This is a genomic window from Salinicoccus kekensis (assembly GCF_900220995.1).
Classification (GTDB): Bacteria; Bacillota; Bacilli; order Staphylococcales; family Salinicoccaceae; genus Lacicoccus; species Lacicoccus kekensis.
Genome location: NZ_OBQF01000002.1, coordinates 97,397 through 119,026, shown reverse-complemented (window position 1 = coordinate 119,026; position 21,630 = coordinate 97,397). Strand labels below are relative to the sequence as shown.

Annotated in this window: 19 protein-coding genes and 1 tRNA gene; 10 read left to right on the top strand and 10 right to left on the bottom strand. The window is 43.4% G+C overall.

Annotated features, from left to right (window positions below; translation table 11 throughout):
- The first annotated feature begins 131 nt into the window (after positions 1–131).
- Positions 132–1,223, top strand: a complete 1,092-nt coding sequence (locus tag CRN96_RS05375) for a glycerol dehydrogenase (protein ID WP_097039917.1) — start codon at positions 132–134, stop codon at positions 1,221–1,223.
- A gap of 163 nt (positions 1,224–1,386) precedes the next feature.
- Here the strand turns inward: CRN96_RS05375 and CRN96_RS05370 are convergent, their stop codons facing one another.
- The gene (locus tag CRN96_RS05370; protein WP_218839916.1) at positions 1,387–1,818 is read right to left on the bottom strand and encodes a TetR-like C-terminal domain-containing protein; all 432 of its coding nucleotides are present in this window, start codon (positions 1,816–1,818) and stop codon (positions 1,387–1,389) included.
- A gap of 261 nt (positions 1,819–2,079) precedes the next feature.
- On the opposite strand from CRN96_RS05370, the gene CRN96_RS05365 reads away from it, so the two are divergent.
- From CRN96_RS05365 to CRN96_RS05355, 3 genes are all read left to right on the top strand, one after another.
- Complete coding sequence (locus CRN96_RS05365; RefSeq protein WP_179647116.1) at positions 2,080–2,256, top strand: hypothetical protein; 177 nt, start codon at positions 2,080–2,082, stop codon at positions 2,254–2,256.
- Positions 2,257–2,319: 63 nt separating this feature from the next.
- Positions 2,320–3,051 (top strand): glucose 1-dehydrogenase, encoded by a 732-nt coding sequence (locus CRN96_RS05360; RefSeq protein WP_097039914.1) that lies wholly within the window; start codon positions 2,320–2,322, stop codon positions 3,049–3,051.
- A gap of 661 nt (positions 3,052–3,712) precedes the next feature.
- Positions 3,713–5,851 (top strand): LTA synthase family protein, encoded by a 2,139-nt coding sequence (locus CRN96_RS05355; protein ID WP_097039912.1) that lies wholly within the window; start codon positions 3,713–3,715, stop codon positions 5,849–5,851.
- Positions 5,852–5,952: 101 nt separating this feature from the next.
- On the opposite strand, the gene CRN96_RS05350 is transcribed toward CRN96_RS05355, so the two are convergent.
- Together CRN96_RS05350 and ahlS are read right to left on the bottom strand one after the other, a co-directional pair.
- On the bottom strand, positions 5,953–7,080 hold the full coding sequence (locus tag CRN96_RS05350) for a zinc-dependent alcohol dehydrogenase family protein (protein WP_097039910.1): 1,128 nt from the start codon (positions 7,078–7,080) through the stop codon (positions 5,953–5,955).
- A gap of 25 nt (positions 7,081–7,105) precedes the next feature.
- Positions 7,106–7,963, bottom strand: coding sequence for an AhlS family quorum-quenching N-acyl homoserine lactonase (gene ahlS, locus CRN96_RS05345; RefSeq protein WP_097039908.1), 858 nt, complete (start codon positions 7,961–7,963; stop codon positions 7,106–7,108).
- A 266-nt stretch (positions 7,964–8,229) separates the two neighbouring features.
- On the opposite strand from ahlS, the gene CRN96_RS13140 reads away from it, so the two are divergent.
- Complete coding sequence (locus tag CRN96_RS13140) at positions 8,230–8,298, top strand: type I toxin-antitoxin system Fst family toxin (protein ID WP_143544295.1); 69 nt, start codon at positions 8,230–8,232, stop codon at positions 8,296–8,298.
- A gap of 203 nt (positions 8,299–8,501) precedes the next feature.
- Here CRN96_RS13140 and CRN96_RS05340 read toward each other — a convergent pair whose 3' ends face one another.
- Positions 8,502–9,758, bottom strand: coding sequence for a hypothetical protein (locus tag CRN96_RS05340; RefSeq protein WP_143544286.1), 1,257 nt, complete (start codon positions 9,756–9,758; stop codon positions 8,502–8,504).
- A 176-nt stretch (positions 9,759–9,934) separates the two neighbouring features.
- Here CRN96_RS05340 and CRN96_RS05335 point away from each other — a divergent pair, with 176 nt between their 5' ends.
- The gene (locus CRN96_RS05335; RefSeq protein ID WP_097039904.1) at positions 9,935–10,315 is read left to right on the top strand and encodes a CBS domain-containing protein; all 381 of its coding nucleotides are present in this window, start codon (positions 9,935–9,937) and stop codon (positions 10,313–10,315) included.
- 509 nt (positions 10,316–10,824) lie between these two features.
- On the opposite strand, the gene CRN96_RS05330 is transcribed toward CRN96_RS05335, so the two are convergent.
- On the bottom strand, positions 10,825–12,321 hold the full coding sequence (locus CRN96_RS05330) for an aldehyde dehydrogenase family protein (protein WP_097039902.1): 1,497 nt from the start codon (positions 12,319–12,321) through the stop codon (positions 10,825–10,827).
- 234 nt (positions 12,322–12,555) lie between these two features.
- On the opposite strand from CRN96_RS05330, the gene CRN96_RS05325 reads away from it, so the two are divergent.
- From CRN96_RS05325 to CRN96_RS05310, 4 genes are all read left to right on the top strand, one after another.
- A tRNA-Arg gene (locus tag CRN96_RS05325) sits at positions 12,556–12,628 on the top strand.
- A 592-nt stretch (positions 12,629–13,220) separates the two neighbouring features.
- Positions 13,221–14,009, top strand: a complete 789-nt coding sequence (locus CRN96_RS05320; protein WP_097039900.1) for a WxL domain-containing protein — start codon at positions 13,221–13,223, stop codon at positions 14,007–14,009.
- A 67-nt stretch (positions 14,010–14,076) separates the two neighbouring features.
- The gene (locus tag CRN96_RS05315; RefSeq protein WP_097039899.1) at positions 14,077–15,096 is read left to right on the top strand and encodes a WxLIP family cell surface protein; all 1,020 of its coding nucleotides are present in this window, start codon (positions 14,077–14,079) and stop codon (positions 15,094–15,096) included.
- An 18-nt stretch (positions 15,097–15,114) separates the two neighbouring features.
- Entirely contained in the window at positions 15,115–17,856 is a 2,742-nt protein-coding gene (locus CRN96_RS05310; protein WP_097039896.1) for an Ig-like domain-containing protein, read from the top strand.
- A gap of 118 nt (positions 17,857–17,974) precedes the next feature.
- Here the strand turns inward: CRN96_RS05310 and CRN96_RS05305 are convergent, their stop codons facing one another.
- From CRN96_RS05305 to CRN96_RS05285, 5 genes are read right to left on the bottom strand one after another with little or no spacing between them, the layout of a single operon-like run.
- Entirely contained in the window at positions 17,975–18,970 is a 996-nt protein-coding gene (locus CRN96_RS05305; RefSeq protein ID WP_097039894.1) for a HesA/MoeB/ThiF family protein, read from the bottom strand.
- Positions 18,970–19,737 (bottom strand): thiazole synthase, encoded by a 768-nt coding sequence (locus CRN96_RS05300; protein ID WP_097039893.1) that lies wholly within the window; start codon positions 19,735–19,737, stop codon positions 18,970–18,972. The genes CRN96_RS05305 and CRN96_RS05300 overlap by 1 nt, the downstream gene beginning before the upstream one ends.
- Before the next feature lies 1 nt (position 19,738).
- Entirely contained in the window at positions 19,739–19,939 is a 201-nt protein-coding gene (gene thiS, locus CRN96_RS05295) for a sulfur carrier protein ThiS (RefSeq protein ID WP_097039890.1), read from the bottom strand.
- Positions 19,920–21,053, bottom strand: a complete 1,134-nt coding sequence (locus CRN96_RS05290; protein ID WP_097039888.1) for an NAD(P)/FAD-dependent oxidoreductase — start codon at positions 21,051–21,053, stop codon at positions 19,920–19,922. The genes thiS and CRN96_RS05290 overlap by 20 nt, the downstream gene beginning before the upstream one ends.
- Positions 21,029–21,619 carry a thiamine phosphate synthase gene (locus CRN96_RS05285; protein WP_097039885.1) on the bottom strand — a complete coding sequence of 197 codons (591 nt, stop codon included), beginning with the start codon at positions 21,617–21,619 and terminating at the stop codon, positions 21,029–21,031. The genes CRN96_RS05290 and CRN96_RS05285 overlap by 25 nt, the downstream gene beginning before the upstream one ends.
- Positions 21,620–21,630: the final 11 nt, after the last annotated feature.

Genomic DNA, 21,630 nt, shown 5'->3' with positions numbered 1-21,630 from the left:
TTTTTATGTAAAAAGGCAGTTGCCTTTCTAAAACCAGTCTCTCTGACAGACTGAAATACAGGTAGTATTTACTTCACGCATTTTCGTATGAATCACATGATTTTATGGAAATCTGAAAGGAGCAATTATCAATGCAAAAAAGAGTATTTATTTCACCGAAAAAATATATACAGGGTGCCGGGGTTCTCGCTCAACTTGGAGAAGAAGTCGAGAAAATCGGAAAAGCACCGCTTATTTTATCCGACGAAACTGTGTGGGGTATCACAGGAGATGCTGTAGAGGAAAGTTTTAAAGCTTCGAACATCTCTTACTCTTATGAAGAGTTCGGCGGAGAAGCATCAGTAACGGAGATTGACCGCCTTACTGAAGTTGGAAAAGAAAACAATGCCGATGTAGTGATTGGACTCGGCGGCGGGAAAACAATCGACACGGCAAAAGCAGTCGGGGATAACCTGGACATCGCGGTTGTTGCTGCACCTACCACTGCCTCTACAGATGCACCAACAAGTGCGCTTTCAGTGATTTATTCAGATGAGGGTGTATTTGAAGGATATAAATTCTACAATAAAAACCCTGATCTGGTTTTAATTGATTCAAAAGTGGTTGTTGGAGCACCTATATCCCTGCTGGCTTCCGGTATGGGGGACGCAATGGCGACACTGGTTGAGGCAAAAGCTTCACAAAAAAGAAATTCAGACACAATGGCTGGCGGAAAGGCAACACTTACGGGAACAGCGATTGCTGAAAAAGCAGAAGAGGTTTTATTCACTCAAGGTATTGCCGCATATAAAGCAGCAAAAGAAGGATTGGTCACACCGCAAGTGGAAGCAATTATTGAAACCAATACACTGCTGTCCGGCTTAGGATTTGAAAATAGTGGATTGGCGGCGGCACATGCCATTCATAACGGCTTCACCGCACTGGAAGGTGACATCCATGGCCTGACTCACGGACAAAAAGTAGCGTATGGTGTCCTTACTCAGTTAGTGCTTGAAGGATATTCAGAAATGGAAATCCTACCTTATGTAGAATTCTTTGAAGCGATTGATTTACCGACAACACTGGAAGACCTTCACCTGGAAGATGCATCCTATGAAGATTTAGTTGAGATTGGTAAATTAGCCACTGCAGAAGGCGAGACCTCCCACAATATGAATCCAGAACTTACACCTGAACAGATTGCAGATGCAATTTTGGCAGTTAATGCAATGACCACTGCTTAATCGTTAATCAATTATAAAGTGTATATTTCTCTAAAGGTTCCTTCAGAAAAGTGTCTGAAGGAACTTTTTTGTTCCAGTGCAGTCAACTCCTTTTTCCAGTTACTTATTTTTATATAATCTCATTTTATAGAAAGAAGTAACTCCCATTCAAAAGATATCTCCATTAAACCACCTTTATACTCTCCAACTTCAGAAATAAAAAATGTGTCAGCTGTTCAGCCATATCTTCCGGTGTCTGTTTGAATCCCGACTTCAACCAGTATTGAACCTGGCCAAAAGCAGCATATGCATAGAAGTTCGTATACATGTCATAGTCTATTTCAACATCAGCCGGATTTATGAAAGTGACTTCAAGATTTCTGTTGAAGTGTTTGACCGCTTCAATGAATTTTTCGGAAAACTGGTTGGAGACATCGCTGTTCAACAGTGATACATAATATTTTTTATATTCATAAATATGTTTAAACATTATAAGAGTGGAGGGGAGGGTTTGATCACTCACGTTATAGACCTCCGGTTCCTGTATACTCTCTTCCATTTTCCTTACCAACTCTTCAATGGTTACGTCAATGATTTCATTCAGTACTTTCTCCAATTCATAGTAATGATAATAATATGTGCTTCTATTTATCCCGGCTGTTTTAATGACATCAGTGATTGTTATTTTATGAAATTGTTTTTCCTGCAATAAACACACCACTGCATCTTTGATTTTCTCTTCAGCTGATTTTTCTTTCATCAATTTGTAACACCTCGCTCTTCGACCAACAAAACCGCTTTCATTTGATGGTTGTTGAAATATTTACTTCATTATATAGTTGAAGTATACAACATAGTGTAATCAGAATGATAAATAGTGGAAAGATTAAACCGCAAGGTTGCAATAATTACAGCTTCTGCGAGTGGAATGGACCTGGCGGGTGCTCAGATCTTCATCAAAGAAGGTATAGAGGTTGTCCTTACGGATGTAGCGGATAAGTTGCAGGACCGTGTGGGTGAAATCACGGCTGACGACGGCTGGATCAGCAATTAATTATAAGGGCATATTCTCGTTCGGGAGTATGCTTTTTAAAAAATCATAAAGGAGTTTTATTAAATGGCTAGACTTTCAGACAAGGTGGCAATCATTACTGGAGCGGCACGCGGGATGGGCGCAGTACATGCGAAGAAATTCATTGAAAATGGTGCGAAAGTCATTGTGACGGATATTTTGGAAGATGAGGGTAAGGCATTGGTCAATGAGCTGGGTGAAAATGCGATGTTCATCAAGCATGACGTGACAAGTGAAGAGGATTGGGAAAGCGTGGTTGCCAAGGCAAAAGAAAAATTCGGAACTGTGGACATTTTGGTGAACAATGCGGGAATCGATCTGCCTGCACAGAATATTGAAGATGTAGAGACGGAGCAGTTCAGAAAAATCACCGATATTAACCAAACATCTGTGTTCTTCGGAATGAGAGCCGTTGCACCTGTAATGAAAGAAAACAATAAAGGGTCAATTGTCAATATCTCGTCACTCGCAGGTATCATCGGTGCGAATCAAAAAATTGCATATACCGCTTCTAAATTTGCAGTGAGAGGTATGACGAAAGCAGCGGCTTTGGAGTTGGGTGAATTTAATATTAGAGTGAACTCCGTACACCCCGGCTTTATAGCAACGGACATGACCTATCATCTCATCAATGATGAGCTCGAACAGTCTTTTCCACTGAAAAGAGCTGGACGTATTGAAGAAGTGAGTGGTATGGTAATATACCTCGCATCGGACGAATCAAGCTATTCCACAGGCGCTGAATTTGTCATCGATGGCGGTCTGGGCGCGCAATAGAGTATTATAAAATATAGACTGATAAAGTGTTATGGAACTCTATTCCATCTATAAAAATTAATATGACTAAAGTATCAGTCCACTGTTGTTAACATGATTCACCAACCCCCAATTTATGGTCTGGGGTGCCCCCATAAAGTTGAACTCCAAAATTCAACTTTATGGGGTTTTTGTATTTTAAGTATTCAATAGATGGTTACTTCACGCTACACATCCTAATAACATCGCAGGTCTTTTTAGGGTGAATCGGTTTTCTTTATTAAATATTTGTAAATTACTTTGTCAATATACGAGTATTTTCTTGCTTAAAAGCAAGGTTCTGCTCTATAATAAAGAGCATTGATAAAGCTTGTTAATTATTTGTAAAGAATTTGAGATTGTAAGTGAAAAGATTGAAATGATCAATATAGGACGCTCAAAAGGGATAATGCCTCAATGAAGTGGGGGAAGTCACTGTCTATATAGTGATGATCAGTTGTTACAGCCCTTGGTATTAAAGTTTTTTAATTACTCTTGTCGTCCCTCACCAAACCCTCCGCGCCTAAGTTTGAGGGTTTTTCTTATATCTTACTCTACCTTAATTTACTAAGAAGAATCCGGATAGAATATTTATATATTATTTGAAATTTAGAGAAAAGGTAGAGAATCAGGAAGTGGAAACATGTCAAAAATAAAAGAATTATTGAATAAACGTTATGGATATTTCATCTTATTTCTTTTTTTATTCTGGTTGAAAACATACATAGCTTACTGGATTGAGTTCAGTTTAGGCGTATCAGGTATAATGGAAAACATTATATTGTTCATCAACCCGATTGCCACCGGTGTAATAGTATTGTCCATTGCACTGTTTTTTAAAAGCCCCACTTTAAGAAAATGGGCAATGTTTACATTATTGCTGTTAATGACTCTATTGTTATATGTGAACATTCTATATTACAGGGAGTTCGCTGATTTTCTGACATTCAATATCGTATCCAGTACTAATAACGTGACCGGTGCGTTATTTACTTCCACATTTGAAATGATGAGGATCTGGGACCTATTATACTGGGTCGATATCATGTTGTTTGGTTATTTATTCTTCTATAAAAAGGAGACACCGTTCGCCGAAGATAAGAAGACATATAAGAGGCGTACAAAAACCCTTGTTACATCACTGGGTGTCTTACTTTTGGCAGGGAACTTGATACTGGCGGAAATTGACCGTCCGGAATTATTGACCCGGACTTTTGACAGGAATTATATCGTTAAATATTTAGGTTTGAATTTCTTTACCGGCTATGATGTTTTCCAGGCATCACAAAACAGTCAAATGCGAGTGAGTGCCGACGAGTCGGATTTAGGGAAGGTGTTCAACTTTGCATCCGAAAACCATGCAGCGCCAAATCCTGAATACTTCGGGGTGGCAGAAGATCGCAACGTTATCGTGATTGGATTGGAAAGTGTGCAGCAGTTTTTGATTGATTACGAATTGGAAGATGAGTATGGCGAAACTCATGAAGTCATGCCTTTCCTTTCGAGTATATATGACAATGAAGACTCATACAGCTTCGAAAACTTTTTCCATCAGACCGGCCAGGGCAAGTCATCAGACGCTGAAGTTCTAGGGGAGCTGTCACTGTACGGTCTCCCGCAGGGCAGTGTTTTTCAAACATTGGGATCCACAAATACATTCCATTCAGCGTCAAATATTCTGGAACAGCACGGGGGCTATACCTCAGCTGCTTTTCACGGGAATGTCGGCTCATTTTGGAACAGGACGGATACTTACCGAAGTTTCGGCTATGACTACTTCTTTGATTCTGAGTTTTACGATGTATCCGGGGACAGGTCAATGGAATATGGCTTGAAGGATAAATTGTTTTTCCATGATTCAGTAGAGTACCTTGAGCAGCTGCCGCAGCCATTCTACTCCAAGTTCCTCACTGTTTCCCATCACTTCCCTTATCCTTTGGATGAGGAGAATGTGGAGTTTCCAGCTGCCCAGACAGATGATAATACAATCAATAATTATTTCGTTACAGCGCATTACGCCGACCAGGCGTTGGAAGAATTCTTCAATTATTTGAAGTCTAGCGGCTTATACGAGGATTCAATCATAGTCATGTATGGTGATCATTATGGTATTTCTGATATGAGGAACCCGGAATTGGCACCTTTAGTGGGTGAAGATCCGGAAGAGTGGAATGATTACCATAATACTCAAATACAAAGAGTCCCTTTCATCATGCATGTTCCCGGCGTTGAAAACGGTGAAGTGTTTGACACGTACAGCGGTCAAGTGGACATGCTTCCAACCTTGATGCATTTATTAGGCATAGAAACAGATGGTTATTTATTTATGGGGCAGGATATTTTATCTGAAGAACATGACAATACCGTACCCTTGAGAAATGGACGTGTAATCACCCCGGAATATACTTTCCTTGAACAGGAAATCTATGATACAGAGACAGGGGAGCCGTTGCTGGACCAATTCACCGAAGAAGAATTGGAAGAACTTTATCTCTTTAGAAACGAAGCGAGAGAAGAATTAAATCATTCCAATGAAATTCTGATGAAAGATCTACTGCGTTTTTATAACCCTGAACCTTTGGATGAATTAAAAGAAATCGATTATTTATATCGTGATCAGTTGGACATCCTCGAAGAGCATCCAGGAAAAGAAACGAGCCTGATCGAACAACGTGATGGAGAATCAAGCAGGGATCTATATGAAACAGATGCACCGGAGATGGAAGGAACAGAAAGTAGTGCATCAGAAGAATATTCAAATTCACCCGGCCAACCGGAATGAATCAATGGTGTAATCATGAATAGAATACAGAATTGATGACTTTCGCACAAAAGAAGGACCCGAATATTCGGGTCCTTGTTTTTATACAGTATCATCATTTCTCAGTCCATCTTCACTACAAGCCTTGCCACGTCGCCTTTATGCAGTCTGTCGAATCCTTCGTTGATATCTTCGAGTTTGAGAGTGTCTGATAGCAATGTATCGACAGGTAGTCTTCCCTGCTTATAAAGCTCGATGAATCTCGGGATATCCCGGGTAGGGACACAGCTGCCGACGTAGGATCCTTTGACTGTCCTTTCTTCCGCAGTTAACGTCACCTGCGGGAATGAGAAGTTATGCTTGGGATCGGGCAGGCCGGTGGTCACCGTCATGCCGCCGCGTCTTGTGATCTTATAGGCCACTTCCATCGCGGGCACGACGCCTGCAGTCTCGAAAGCATAATTGACGCCGCCGTTTGTCAGTTCTTTCACTTCCTCCAAAACCGTTTCATCGGATGAATCGAAAGTGTTGGTCGCACCGAGTTTCTTCGCAAGGTCGAATTTATTCGGGTTGATATCGAGTGCGATGATTTTACTTGCTCCGGCAAGTTTTGCGCCGAGTATCGCGTTCAGGCCGATGCCGCCGAGTCCGACGACTGCAACGGTGCTGCCTGGCTTCACCTGGGCGGTGTTGATGATGGCACCGATGCCGGTGATCACTGCACATCCGAAGATCGCGACTTTCTCAAAAGGTATATCCTTATCCACTTTGACCACCGAATTGGCGGATACGACAACATGGGTGGCGAATCCTGATACACCGACATGGTGATGGACATCCTTGCCATCGGCATGCAATCTCACACCGCCGTCGAGCAGTTCTCCTTTTTCGTTGGATTTTGCGCCTTTCTCACAAAGGGCAGGTCGTCCTTCACGGCAGGGGATGCAGTGTCCGCAACTCGGTACAAACACACAGACGACATGATCACCTTCCTGCAGGTCTTTCACATTGTCACCGACCTTGACGATCTCACCCGCCGCTTCATGGCCGAGCGCCATCGGTGTCGGACGGGGCCTTGAGCCGTTGATGACGGACAAGTCTGAATGACACAGGCCGATCGCACCGACTTTAATCATCACTTCATTGCTTTCCGGGTCATCCAGTTCAAGTGTCTCTATCTTTAACGGTTTGCTTTCTGCATAAGGTGCAGGCAAGCCCATCTCATGTAATACCGCAGCTTTAATCTCCATAATTGCCTCCTATTGAATGTGAAGTTTATTCGTAATAGCCTTCAGTGGATTTCCGGAACCCTTCGAACTGTTCACCGTCGTGGCCGAACCATATATCCGCATTCTTCTCTTTTGCCATCTTCTTGATCTTTTCGACGGATCTGGCCCAGCCGATGGAGTCATAGATGATGCCCGGCGGTTTCAAGGTCGGTTCCATGCTGTCTTTTGTATAGATGGCATCGGAAGCAAGGATGAGCGTGCCAAGTTCCTCGGATTTGATTTCAAGCCCGATCATGCCCCAGACGTGTCCGCTGCCGAAGTTCAGAACTTTGATACCTTCAACCAGTTCGAGATCATCCTCATATGGCTTAATAGTCCGCCAGCTCAACTCATTCTTGATCCAGGCATCGATATCCGCCCATATATATGCGCCTTCCTTCTGGTTCCTGGCATACATCTGCATCGTGCCATTCAATTCATCATCATGTACAATCACCAGTGCGTTCGTGAAATACTCAAGGCATCCCGCGTGGTCGAGGTGGAGGTGGGAAGCGACGACATAGTCGACTTCTTTAGGGTCGACGCCGATCTGTTCCAGCCTGTTGGGTAAGTAACATTCTTCAGTGGCAGAGTAGGGGAAAGCTTTCTGGATATTCGGGCCCCAGCGCCCTTCGTGGTCTTCGTTCGCCATACTTTCAGGGTTGCATGCAGTATCGAAAAGAATCTTTGCTTCAGGGTGATCAATGAACACGGTGTAGATCGGGAATTCAATCATCTCGTTCGGTGCATTGGGATTATCGATGGTGGCCTGGTTGGAGTTTGCGATCATCAAGTTCTTGTCCATGCGAAGGGTTCCATTGTCCAACACATAAATCTTCATCCGGCTTTTGTTCACATTTACCACTTGCATCACCTCTTCTGTAAGATATGTCTATTATATAAGAAAGCGCTTACATATACAAAGTAGAAAAATAATTTTTTCAGTTTTTATTTGAAGGGAGCAGAGAAGTAAATGATTTAAATGGATTTTGAGTTTGAAGGAGTTTTGATTAATCACTCTATATAGCTCTCAAGGAAGCTATGGTAAAATTAAAGAGTCATCCAGTTCACTTCCGTGCTTAAAGCATGGAAGGAGGTGACACCATGTTTAGCACTTTAGTTGAATTGTGAATTGCACCGATTATCGTAGGTGCAATCCTCGCATTGTTCTCTTATTGGCTGAACAATCGCGATGAATGACTGGATGACTAGTCGAATACACCAAAAAAACCCCAATCTACTGCCATAGATTGGGGGTTCGGTGTTCCATGTTGAGCACTTTAGTTTGATACTTACATTATAGCACATTAATTTTGGTGTTAAAAGTAAATTATAAATCTGAGAAATTGTAAAATTTTAAAGTACTTACTAGCTAAGTCGGCTGCTTCTGGTTAATTGCTCTTCTAGTATGCAGTATCACTTATCTGTTCAAAATCGATGATTGCATAAGTTTCTGTATCCATGAGGTAATTAACAGTTGAAATGCGCTTGCCGTTTGAGCTGGCATGAGAATAAACTCTTGTTGCATTTAATAGAACTGTGCCGTCGTTTTGCTCTGTAACATCATTTAAGAATACGTCGTAAGTAGAATGATCATCAAAATCTTCCGTCGCCTTATTTGAAGTGATCTTATCATAAGCAGGCGTGCCTTCTTTCAAGTAATAATAGATATCGTCGTAATTATCATAACTATAATAAGTAGCCAGCCTATGCAGATATTCAGAAATCAATCCTTCATATATAATGAAATCATCCGCTGTGATATCTTCGGAGTCCCCTTCGGAACCTTCTACTTCTTCGTCATAAGGATTTTCATCAAACAAAGTCCGCTGTATTATGCCAACTCTTTGACCGTCCGGTGTACCGATGATACCTGTTCCTGTACTGTAATATCTTCCGTCATCATCTTCGCCTTCATAAGCATATGCAGGGAGACCATTTGTAGACCTGGAACCATCATCATAAGAGTCAGGTTCACCCCAGGCTGCATACAATTGAGATTCTGACACTCCTGCATAATAGTAGACTGCTTTTACATAATTATAATCCGGATTGATAGAAGAATCAGAGGCATCGTCTCCTGACCCATACGGTGCACCATATTCATAAACAACAGCTAGATTTCCATAATACGCGGGGGAGGCGCCGCCACCGTCGGCTGTAAATTCATATGGACCATACTTATCTTCTACCTCAGTTTGGGACATACCTGGAGTGATGACATTCTGCTCAAAAGTGCCTTTTGAATTGCCGCCTGTAGTGCCAAGAAGTTGAGACTTCACTTCACTCGAATCCAAAGAGAATTGTAAGTCAGCTTTATTTCCAGTCAGCTGCTTATCTTGTTCTGACTCAGGAGGTGTTTCTTCTGCAGATTCTTCTTCAATATCCTCTTTCTCTTCTTCTTCACTTGCTGAATTTGGTTGGTCCTCAGTTCGGGACTGCTGATTTTCGGAGTCTTGCTCTTCCAATTCTTTTCGTAACTCTTCATTTTCTTTTTCAAGTTTTTTACGCTTCAATTCTTCATTTTCCTCTTCAAGTGCAGCGACTTCATTCTCATCTTGGCTTTCAGATGTTTCAGTAACTTCTTCTGATATTGCACCTTCGTTGCCACAAGCTGCCAGGGCTAGTAATAATAGAGTTAAGGCTAGATATCTCTTCAACCACTCAACCTTCTTTCCATATATTTTAATCAATTATACTCTAAATCTGGAAAATATTATATTAATTCTGAGATTTTATTTACTTTAACATCACTTATCATGTTTAGCTTTCTTGGGGCTCGAGGTAAAGTAATTATAGCTAGAAGTGAACAAACTTTCTAAAGGAGGCATGATTGATGGAAGTCAGAGACATCATGAGGACTGAAGTCGAGACATGCGGGCTTGAAATGACAATTGAGGCAGTGGCATCGATGATGAAGGAGTTTAATATAGGATCCATACCTGTACTTGGGAATGGTGAACTGAAAGGGACGATTACAGACAGGGATATTGTCATCAGTGGAATTGCTTCACACTTCCCTGTGGATACGCCGATAAATTTAATCATGTCCTCTGAGACGCCCCTGATGGGCACCCCGGTCATGACTATTGAAGATGCAGCGGATATCATGATAAAGAACCGTATGCGCTGCCTGCCGATTGTGGAAGATGACAGGGTCGTCGGCGTTCTTGCCCTCAATGACGTGACGGCGGATGAAGGACAGGAGATATTATAAGCAGATGAAGTTGATCGGCATAACAAAGACTGGCGATTTGCCATTTGTGTGTTAAGGTGATCGTCGTCTTTTTTTAATGCAAAAATCTTATAAGAGGGGAGGCGCTGCTGGATTAATTAGATATCCTCGAAGAGAGAACCGATTCTGATAGAACGACATGATGGAGAACTCGCATTGTTCTCTTGATGACTCGTCCAATACACCAAAAAACCCCCAATCTATGGCAGTAGATTGGGGGTTCGGTGTGCCATGCGTAGCACTCTGGTTTGATAGTGAAACTATAGCACGTTAATTTTGGTGTTAAAAATAAACTATAGTGATAAAGAATTTGCCCTCGGATATTCAACTTTTCCCTATGTTGCTGTCCAGTCACTGAAAGCAATCTTTAGCAGCTTTCCTGCCGCTTCATCCGGATTGATGGCTCAACCGTCTTTCAGTGATTTATGCAGATACTCATCATGCTGCGATTCCGCAAATAATCATACTCCCAAGCCCGTAACTTTCATATCTTATTGTGGGATATGAGGCAAATCTTTTTGTTTTGGAATATTGATTACATGGGAATCAACATATTCAAGCATACCTTCTTCGCCGTACTCGCGACCGATACCGGATTGCTTCACACCGCCGAATGGGTAGCGGATGTCGAGACCCTGTATAGCGGCCGTATTGACCATCGTCACGCCGGCTTCGATATGCCTGGATACTTCGATGGCGTGTTCTTCCTCTCCCCATACGGAGCTTGTAAGTCCCAGTTCGCTGTCATTGGCAAGTTCGATTGCATGCTCATCATCTCTGAACTTGAGAATCGGCACTACCGGACCAAACTGTTCTTCGGCCACGACGCGTGAGTCGTAGTCTGCACCGAGCACGACTGTCGGATACATGAAGTAGCCGTTGTTGAAGAAGTCCTCATCGGCCACTTTGCCGACTTCCCTGATTTCGTAGCCATTCTGTCTGGAATCTTCGATAAGTTCCTGGACGAACTCAAGCTGCTGTTTGTTGTTCACCGGACCGACCGTCGTCTCTTCCAGAGTCGGATCGCCGATGCGGAGCCATTTATTCGCAGCTTCCATATATTTCTCAACGAATTCATCATAGATGGATTCATGGACATACATGCGTTTGGCAATCATGCAGATTTGTCCGCCCGTCAGGAAATTCGATATGACGATGCGCCGCATAGCCGCTTCATCATTTACATCAAAATCCTCAAGGAAAATCGCCGGGTCGTTGCCGCCGAGTTCAAGGGTGATGTTCTTGATCGTGTCTGCTGCGGATTTCATGATGTGACGGCCTGTAGCGGTGCCGCCGGTGAAGGCGATTTTGCGGACTTTTTCATTCGAAGTGAGCTCGATGCCGATTTCCGCTTCGCCGTTAACGATATTCAGCACACCTGCAGGGAATTCCTCCGCGATGAGCTGCGTGACGAGTGTCACAGTGAGCGGCGCCATCGGACTCGGTTTCAATACCATCGTATTTCCTGCGAGCAGCGCCGGTGCAATTTTTTCGGTCGACAGCGCCAATGGATAGTTCCACGGGCTGATCGCTGATACCACACCGATCGGTTCATGACGGAGTACGTTCTTACCCCGGTCGTCCTCGTTCACCGTCTCGCTGTAGACTCGTTCCGCATTGTCCACTGCATACTGCATGAACATAAGGGAGACCGTCATCTCACCCTCCGCGTCGTAAAGCGGCTTGCCGTGCTCTTCGGAGAGCAGCTTGACCAGATCGTTCTGGTTCTCCCTGACTTTATCAATCGCTTTCTGCATGCGTTCGATACGCTCGTTCAAATCCGTCTTCTTCCATGATTTGAAAGCTTCATCCGCCGCATCGATGGCACGCTTGGCATCATCGACTGAATTGAGCGGCCAGTAGCCCGCCGTCTCCTGTGGTTTGGCCGGATTCTCACGCGGTTCATGTTGCTCCGACTCCACAATTTCTCCATTTATATAAGCATTCACAGTGAGTGGTGTTTCCGTTTTGATTGTCACTTCTGTCATGCCTCCTAATTTAATGATTGTTCCATTCATAGATTTTCCCATTCGATTCCGGAGTCAAACATGAGTGATATTATAGAAGGGATTAAATCATATCGTGAATTTGAAGTGGTCGTGATTCGTGTTAATGTGACTGCCTGTTTCTCATTCAATAATTAAATTATTGTAAATTAGGGATGAAATTTAATTCTCAAAGTGTTATAATTAAGAAGTGACTGATTATCAGACTAAAATTATGGCCCCGTAGCTCAGGGGATAGAGCAATGGTTTCCTAAACCATGTGCCGCAGGTTCGATTCCTGCCGGGGCCGTTAAATTGTCAAAGTAGTGAGAACTGAATATAGATTCAACTGTAGCTGCATCCATTAGGATGCAGCTTTTTTTTATTTTCGATTCTAAAATAATTGGTTCAACCACAACTTATTAAGGTGTTGTATTCATTAAATAATGAATATTCAAATGTAAAAGTGTCTATGCATTCAGAATCTAGTCTCTGTTTTGTCATAACTTTATTTCGAAATGGATATAAAATAATTAAAATCTAGGGTATAGTATTGTGTGACTTATTTAACATAATGTGGGAAAGGAGAGTAAAATTTTATAGATTTCATAGCTAATTAGAGTTAATTTACTTCTTATATTAATTTTTATTATGTCCATTTATATTATATGAATTATTAACTATACGTGGAATATTTTAGAAATTAAGACTTTAGGCCTATTTTTTATCTCGAATTAGTACTTTTATGGGAAATTATGCTACATTATTCATTGATGTATGTTAGTTGTTTAAAAGACTTCACGAAAAAGTAAATCTAGAAAGAAATTAAACAGGAATCGCAGAGCAGGGGAAGCTAGATTTACTAAAAAAGAAAAGGGACAAGATCCAAGGAGGAAAATTAAATGAAAATGAAGAAACTGGCAGTGAGTATGTTAAGCGCAGGATTGGTTATGACGATGGGGGCAGAAGCGGTGATGGGGAATACGGATGAAGAAAATCAAAATGACCGTTCAGCTACATCAGAAGTCAAAGTTCAATTTTCAGTACCAGATGAAGCAGATGTAAAGTTATATAATCCAGAGAATCTGAAAAAAATTGACAAAGATGATGCTGAAAAATTGGGTAAGGTAACAAATTCAAAAGGCAAATTGACCCTAGATGTTGTTCCACTACTTGATTTTAAAGGTAAAAATATTGATGCTTCTTATGAAGAGTACTTATTCTATACCGAGTCAGACCATCATTTGCAAGTCACCGATCGGAGAGGGACTGGTGCAGGATGGAACGTGACCGCAAGAGCTGAGAATTTCAAAGATGCTACAGGAGCGATGACATTACCAAGTTCAGAAATAACTTTTGAAGAAGGTGACGTACAATCCCCTGTTGATTTTCAAAAAAGTCAAAAACCTACTTCAAATGGATTTACTTTAGAAACTGGCAAAGAAGCAACTAAGGTAGCGAGCGCCAACGCCTCCCCTGAAGGAGAAGCAATTGATAAAGCACAGGGGGTAGGTGCTTGGTTGATTAAATGGTTCAGTAATAACGAAGATGTAGAGAATGAGAAGGTAAAGCTTAAAGTCCCCGCAAGATCCGCTTCAGCAGGTGAGCATACAACTAAGATAATTTGGACGATGGAAGATGGTCCATATAAATCTGGTCAAGTTGCTACAGACACGACAGAGAGTCAATAAAACCAAGTAAATGGAATTTCGCCCCGGCTGTGTTCCCGGGGCGTGCATTTAAAATAGGAGTAAATCAATGAAATTTAAACTTAACTTTATATTATTCTTAACCATATTATTCATGCCGTCTTTTGTAACCGAAGCGAATGAAAGTGTCGTTCCTTACTCTATTGAAGCTGTAATACCAAATAATCAAGTAGATCAGGGATCAACATATTTCGACATTGAAATGGAAAAAGGGGAGACCCAGAAGCTTGAAGTGGTAGTTTATAATTCCTCTGATGAACCGATTACGATTGAAGCGCAGGCCAACTCTGCGACGACGAACAGTAATGGTTTGATCATCTACGATGCAGTGGATTTGGTGCCTCATGACTCAATGAGCCATCCATTTGCCGAAATCGCCACCATCGCTGAATACAAAATCGAAATAGAACCTCAAAGTCAGGAGACGGTTACCATTACCGTGGAAGCGCCGGATGAATCATTTGACGGTCTCATTCTCGGCGGACTTTATTTCAGCCAGGAAGCTGACGAATCAGAAGAAGATTCCGGTGTGCAGATTCAAAATCAGTACTCCTACGCCCTGGCCGTGCAGATCCGGGAGGCAGGCAATGATAATGATGTCGAACCCGAACTCGACCTGCTTTCACTCGAGGCAGGGCTCATCAACCACCGAACCGGCCTTCAGACAAGTTTCGTGAACACTGCCCCGACAATCATCGGCGGGCTGGAGTTTACAGGAGACGTCTATGCCGAAGGGTCGGAGGAGCCGCTTTACACCCGGACGGTCAAGGACTTCAACATCGCTCCGAACTCAGAGTTCAACTTTCCCGTGATGTTTGAGAACCAGGGTCTTGAAGCGGGGGATTATGTCTTCAAAGGGACCGCAAGTAATGGAGACCATGAATGGTCCTTCGAGGAGATGTTCACAATCGAAGCTGAAGCAGCGGAAGAGGCGAATGATGAAGCAGTGGAAATCGAAGAAGAAGAAATTGAAAACGAGTGGATGATGCCGGTATTAATCGGTCTTGGAGTGCTTGTAGTATTACTACTTGTAACTATTATCTACCTATTGGTCAAAAGAAGAAAATAGGAATGGGAGAGAATTGATGTGAAGAAACTTATTATATGGACACTCGCGTTTATTTTGATATTCACGGAAATTCTCTTTCCAATCCAAATGAATGCTGAAGAGATAACAGACCAATGTGAAGACATGGCCTTCAAAGTCGAAGAGCCTATTGCAGTTGATGAGAAACTTGTCGGTGAAGGACAGGCAGGACAGGAAATTGAGGTGCTTTTCAACAATCTTACTGATGTTATAAAAGTGGATGACGCTGGCAGCTTCGAGTATGAGTGGAAAGACGAAGTCCCTGAAGCAGGTGGAAATATCATTCTGAAAAGCGGACCTTACGAAATTGAACTCACCGTCAAAGAAGAAGGTGTTGAGACGGAACCTAGAGAAGCAAAACTTGTGGAAGCCTGCGAAGTGAGTGTCATTCCTGAAGAAGAACCTGTTGAAGAAATTATGGACGACGAAGATCAACTTGACGTCGAAGAAGAACAATCAGGTGCAGTTGACGAAGAGGTTTTTGAAACGGAACAGGAAGTACCTGTAGAATCTTCAGCTGGGGAAGAGGCAACCAGTAGGGAAGGAAATGAGTCAGATAAACAAACTGAATCTGAGGAAGTAAAACCGGAGAAAACTCCTGAGCGAGCATCTGAAACACACGCTTCAGAGGGAGGGGAAGAACCTGTAAAAGCTGATGAAGAAGGTGGCGAAGAAACTCTAGTAGACGAAGCTATAGATGAATCCTCTGAAGAAAAAGAATCGGGAACAGAAGAAACTGGTGATGAGACACTTTCTGATGAATCAAAATCAGATGAAGTGTCACATTTAGAAGGATCTGAAGGGATGCTATCAGAAGAAAACGACCCGGGAGATGAAGCTGACCAAGTAGAAGAGAGTGCCAAGGAAAACTCAAGAGAAGAGGACAATAAAAATAAACTTGAAGATGATGATTCAGAAGAAGGCGAAGAAGATAATGATGAAAGAATTGGAAAATCAGGAAAGAAGAAAACGTTAGAAGTAGATAAAGATGAAGAAAATGAAGCCAGAGACAATAAAATGGTCAAGGGCGCGGGATTTTCTTTATTCAATACTTTCTCTACAGCAATGGCCGAGAGTGAAGTGCCAATTATCATAAGTGAAGACACCAACTCTGTTTATGTAAGTACACCATCTGGATTTAATGACGCTTTAGGTTCAAAAGATGTAGAAAGAATAATTCTTATGGATCATATCCAACAACCAAAGCCGTCCGTTGTTGAATCAGAAACTGGGAAAAAAATCATTGATGGAAATGGAAAGAGCATTGACTTAGTGAATTCTACTATGATATTGAATAATAGTCGTGTATTTAATACTAATGTAACTGAAATGGTAATAAGAAATACTAACCTCCTTACAACAAACGATGATACAGACGGGGGATTTATTAAGAAGGAAACACATAGTGCCAACATTCATCTTGAAAACGTAAACTTTGATACAGGAAATAATGGTAAAAATGGTAAGTTGGGATCAAGTTGGGAGAGTACAATAAACTTTTATGGATCTAATATCATAAATACAAGAAGTTCACAAAATGGAATGGCTTTTAAGCAAGTTATTGTTCATGAAGGTGCAAAGTTAACATTGCATAATGAAGGAAATGGTTCAGCTTTCAAGTTCGAAAACCATTTTTTGAGGAACGGTGTATTTGGTCTTGAAATCAGAAAAAACAGTAATGTTGAGATTTCTTCTGAAAGTAAAATCCTTGAGACAAATCTAACGAGATTAGGTAGTAGAGTTAAAAATATAATTCAAGATGGTGCTCAAGTCATATTTAAGGGGAATCATTCAGACAATCTTTTCGATATAGACACCAATACAAGTTTTATGGTTACAAACGCTAAGTTAGTAAGCTTTAACAATGAAAACCCAAACGGTGGTTTGTTCTCTGTACGAGGTCTTTTCGGGATCCCTATAGACGCGAGCTTTGAAGTATATAATGTTGTAAGAAAGTATTGGTATAAAAAAGATAGGATTGAAAAGAAACCAGATGTTTCTGTTGAAATCCAAGAAGATAAATTCACTCTCGACTCTAACAGTAACATTAGACGTATGGATTTAGAACAGCCTATATATGAACTTGAACCATTTGAAGTGGATGCGGTATCTGACACTCATGCTATGATAACTGGGAAAACACGGCCACGTGCTACAGTTATAATTTATGATATTGAAAATGTAGAGCTTGCCAAAACGGAAAGCGATAGTGAAGGGAATTTCAGTTTTACATTAAAAGAACATGAAAAATTAAAAGATAAGGTTGAGGCCGGGACAGTTTTAACATTCAAAGGTGAGCTTGATAATGCACAGGCAGAAACTGAAATGACGGTGCAAGGGAATCGTTTGCAGTTTATTGAACCACCTCCAGATATCATTTTTGAAACGGCAGAAATCAAAAATGAAGAGAAAATTATTAAGAGAGAATCTCCTCATTATGACTTTGAAGTTGTTAATACTAGAAAAAATAGTGACTGGAAATTGACAGCTCAAGCAGTTGAACCCTTAAATGATGGCAATGGTAACGAATTGAGAAATACCATCAATTACTTTTACGAAGATGGGAATAGTACTCCAATGGAGAAAGAACCTATCAAAGTTGTTTCGAAAAATACAAATGGAACTCAACAAGTGAGTTGGGGACCAGATGAAGGTATACTTCTGAAAATGAATCCAATCCGTGCCGAAGCTGATAAAGAATATTCGGCTACGATAAATTGGACACTTTCCGACGGGCCTTAGTATAAATCAAGTTAGATCTGTTTACTAACTGAACCAGTCTATATATCTTCTCGATATTACAGACGATAAAAAGTGAACCCCATTCCACACTGGAACGGGGGTTCATTTTATTTTACTGCTATAATTTTAAGCTGCCTGCGATTTCCTTATACAATTCTTCCGCTTCTTCCTGTCCATCCAGCCCATACACATTCATCCTGCCGTCTTTGAACAGTGTCATTTCGTATCCATTATAAGAGATAAATTTGACGAAGTGGTTCTCTTTGATGATTTCACCACGCATTTCTTCTTCGAAAATTTCATCATCGAATCTCAACGTGAACACACGGCCGCAGTTCGACTGGACAGGGCGGAAGGTCTCTTTCTCAAGATGATCATACTTGTGTTGTCCGCATACGCCACAATTTTCGTCTTTCAAAGCATCGACGTTCATCGTCTTATAATTCATGCCAAAAGTGTCGATAGTGATCAGTTTCTTCGAGAATCCTGCGCCGGATAAGAAGCGGATGGCTTCAGAAACTTCGATGCCTGCGGTCTGGGTGATGACCGGCGGCAGGACGCCGTTGATTTCACAGCTTTCACCGGTTTGGGGCATGGTTCCCATCAGGCATTTTAGACACGGGCCGTTGAAATCTATGCCGTAGACGCTGCCTTTGCTGCCGACGGCGGCCCCGTATACCCACGGGATACCGAGCTTGTGGCACGCCTCGTTGATCAGGAACCGGATTTCGAAATGATCCATTGCATCGATGACGATGTCCGGTTGATGTTCCTGCAGAATTCCGATGATATTGTGGGAGTTGAGCTCTGTGTTGATGTTCTTTATTTCAACTTCGCTGTTGATCTGCTGGAGCTTTTCCTTCAAAGCTTCGACTTTCGGCTTCATCAGTCGAACGTCTTCTTCCGTGTATAAGGTCTGGCGGTGCAGGTTGGTCAGCTCGACGATGTCCATGTCAATCACAATCAGTTTGCCGGCGCCCATCCGTGTGAGCAGTTCGGCTGCATGAGTGCCGAGGGCGCCGGCGCCCATCACCATGATGGCAGCCTGGCTCAAGTGTTCCTGGCCGGACTCTCCGAAACCGGTGAATCTGACCTGTCTGTCGTATCTCTCCATCACAGGAATCCCAGTCCTTCGGCCGGGCTTGAGGCCTGTGCCGTGTACCTCACCGGTATGCGTCCGGCTTCCTGGCTGAGCATGCCCGCTTCAATGCCGAGCTTCATCGCTTTTGCCATCTTGACCGGGTCTTCTGCACCCGAGACGGCGGTGTTCAGCAGGATGGCATCTGCACCGAGTTCCATCGCGTAACATGCATCTTTCGGTGAGCCGATTCCGGCATCGACGATGACGGGGATGTTGGCCTGCTCGATGATATACCTTAAATTGAGCGGGTTGTTGATGCCGCGTCCGGTCCCGATCGGGGAAGCGAGCGGCATGACGGCGTGCACACCGAGTTCTTCGAGCCTTCTTGCGAGCACGACGTCGTTCGAGATGTAAGGGCAGACCGTATAGCCTTTATCGAGCAGGATTTCGCATGCTTCATATGTTGCGATCGGGTCGGGGAGGAGCGTCTTGTCGTCACCGATCACTTCCACTTTGATCATGTCACATACGCCGGCATGGTTTGCGATCTCTGCGATGCGCACCGTTTCTTCGACGGTCTTTGCGCCTGCCGTGTTCGGGAAGGTGGTGAAATTTTTCAGGTCGATGTTTGCGAGCGGGTTCGGCAGGTCTTTATCATATAAATTCATGCGCCTCACCGCGAAGGTGAGCACTTCGGTCTCCGATGCCTCGATCGCTTTTGTCTGCGTCTCCTCATCTGAAAACTTCCCTGTACCGAGGAACAGCCTTGAGTTGAATTCGAAATCTCCTATTTTAAGCATTTTATCCGCCTCCTACAAATTCCAGCAATTCAAGCCTGTCGTCACTTCTCACGATATGGCTGTCGAATGCCTCTTTTTTGATTAATGTTCCGTTATGCTCCACAATGATGCGGTCCGGGTCGATCTCCATCTGCTCAAGAAGCTGTGAGACGGTGAGTTCCTCATCAAACGTGAATGTTTCATCATTGATGATGCATTGCATCTTTACTCCTCCTTTCAATAGTGAATTCATTTAATATGGCGGGGCGCCTGCCTTCTGTGATCCATTCGCTCATCAATATACCGGTGGCGGGGGATAACAGTATGCCGTTGCGGTAGTGGCCGCTCACGACGAACAGGCCGTTTTCCACCTCATCCATGACCGGTGTTTCTGTTGGTGTATACGGACGGACGCCGGATGATTTCATCAATACGTCCGCGCTTTTCAGCCTCGGCATGTGCTTCAGTATTTCCATCCACAGCCATGTTTCGCCATCCTTCGTCATGCCGGAAGAGAAGTCGCCAAATCTGCTGGTCGCGCCGACCAGGAAACGGTGGTTCCGCTTCGGTATGATGTAGAAGCCGTTCGTCATGAAAAGCGTGTGCTTCAGTCTCACTTCCGGCTGCTCCAGCAGCATGATTTCACCCTTGACGCCGGTCACTGATGACTCGATCCGGAAGGGTGCGAGCAGACTTTGCGACCATGCGCCTGCGGTGACGGCCACTTTTGAAGCGTGGATGTCCCCGGTTGAAGTTTTTAATCGGTAATCCTGTCCTTCCCGGTGGATGGAAATGACTTCAGTGCGGCTGATGCGCGTCACCCCGTGATGGAGCGCTGAAGCGGTCAGTGCCTTTGTGTACTTGTTCGCATTCACCTGGCCGTCATCCGGGATATGCATCGCAAAGTGTTCGCCCGGAGTGATGAACTGGTTGCCGAGGTCCAGGATATCTTTTTCATTTACTGCCTTCACGTTGTCATTATGGCCTTTTAAAAATTGGAACTGCCTGTGCAAAGCTGCCCTGGATCCTTTAGAGTCCGCCATCTTGATCAGCCCGGTTTCCATGTACTCGATATCAATGCCGGTCGTCTCCAACAGTTCTGCGGCGAGCGGCTCAAAGTATCTCCTGGACGCTTTCGCAAGGCGGAATAAAGGACTGTCGTCCGAAAACTCGTTCTGGGCACCGAGCATGCCGCCGGCCTTCCAGGAAGCATGCATCCCCGGCGCGTCACGGTCGATGACCGCAACTTTCAACCCCTTTTTGGCGAGTGCATTGGCGATGGATAACCCCATCACCCCTGCACCCACGGTCACTACATCAAATTTGATAATTCCCATCCCTTTCTGAGTACTTTTATTTCGGAAGGTGCTGCATCCATGAAATATGAAATCGCGGCGATGCCGCCAAATCCTGACGGCAGCTGATGAATCGTCCGCTCATTGATGCCACCGAGCGCGATCACCGGGATATCCGATGACAGCGCCTCGTTGATCTCCCGCTCCGAACGGGGCGGGCGGTCCGGTTTTGAAGCGGTTTCAAAAATATGGCCGAAGAGGACGAAATCCAGGCCGTTTTCCCCGGCCGCTTCAACAGCCCGGGCGGAGTGCGTGGACATGCTGACGGTGATTTCAGGATGCTTCTTTTTATAATCGAAGGCATCTGCATCATTTTCCCTGAAATGGATGGCGTTCAGATCGAACCTCTCCAGCAGAGCCATATCACTGTGGACAAGCAGTTTATTCTTCGGGAAGCCGGCCTCAAGCAGCGATGTTAAAAAATCAGCAGTTTCCCGGTGCGACATGGGTGTCCTGATCAGCAGGTAGTCTATAAAAGGCGTAATGCTGATGAAATGATGGATATCTCTTGAAACGGGCTGTCTGTATGGTGTGATTGCGATGAACATGGGCTCACCTC

Excerpts from the sequence above, each read along its gene's own strand:
- CRN96_RS05375 (WP_097039917.1), top strand. The coding sequence starts at position 132 with ATGCAAAAAAGAGTATTTATTTCACCGAAAAAATATATACAGGGTGCC.
- CRN96_RS05360 (WP_097039914.1), top strand. The coding sequence starts at position 2,320 with ATGGCTAGACTTTCAGACAAGGTGGCAATCATTACTGGAGCGGCACGC.
- CRN96_RS05355 (WP_097039912.1), top strand. The coding sequence starts at position 3,713 with ATGTCAAAAATAAAAGAATTATTGAATAAACGTTATGGATATTTCATC.
- CRN96_RS05350 (WP_097039910.1), bottom strand. The coding sequence starts at position 7,080 with ATGGAGATTAAAGCTGCGGTATTACATGAGATGGGCTTGCCTGCACCT.
- CRN96_RS05335 (WP_097039904.1), top strand. The coding sequence starts at position 9,935 with ATGGAAGTCAGAGACATCATGAGGACTGAAGTCGAGACATGCGGGCTT.
- CRN96_RS05330 (WP_097039902.1), bottom strand. The coding sequence starts at position 12,321 with ATGACAGAAGTGACAATCAAAACGGAAACACCACTCACTGTGAATGCT.
- CRN96_RS05320 (WP_097039900.1), top strand. The coding sequence starts at position 13,221 with ATGAAAATGAAGAAACTGGCAGTGAGTATGTTAAGCGCAGGATTGGTT.
- CRN96_RS05315 (WP_097039899.1), top strand. The coding sequence starts at position 14,077 with ATGAAATTTAAACTTAACTTTATATTATTCTTAACCATATTATTCATG.
- CRN96_RS05305 (WP_097039894.1), bottom strand. The coding sequence starts at position 18,970 with ATGGAGAGATACGACAGACAGGTCAGATTCACCGGTTTCGGAGAGTCC.
- CRN96_RS05300 (WP_097039893.1), bottom strand. The coding sequence starts at position 19,737 with ATGCTTAAAATAGGAGATTTCGAATTCAACTCAAGGCTGTTCCTCGGT.
- thiS (WP_097039890.1), bottom strand. The coding sequence starts at position 19,939 with ATGCAATGCATCATCAATGATGAAACATTCACGTTTGATGAGGAACTC.
- CRN96_RS05290 (WP_097039888.1), bottom strand. The coding sequence starts at position 21,053 with ATGGGAATTATCAAATTTGATGTAGTGACCGTGGGTGCAGGGGTGATG.
- CRN96_RS05285 (WP_097039885.1), bottom strand. The coding sequence starts at position 21,619 with ATGTTCATCGCAATCACACCATACAGACAGCCCGTTTCAAGAGATATC.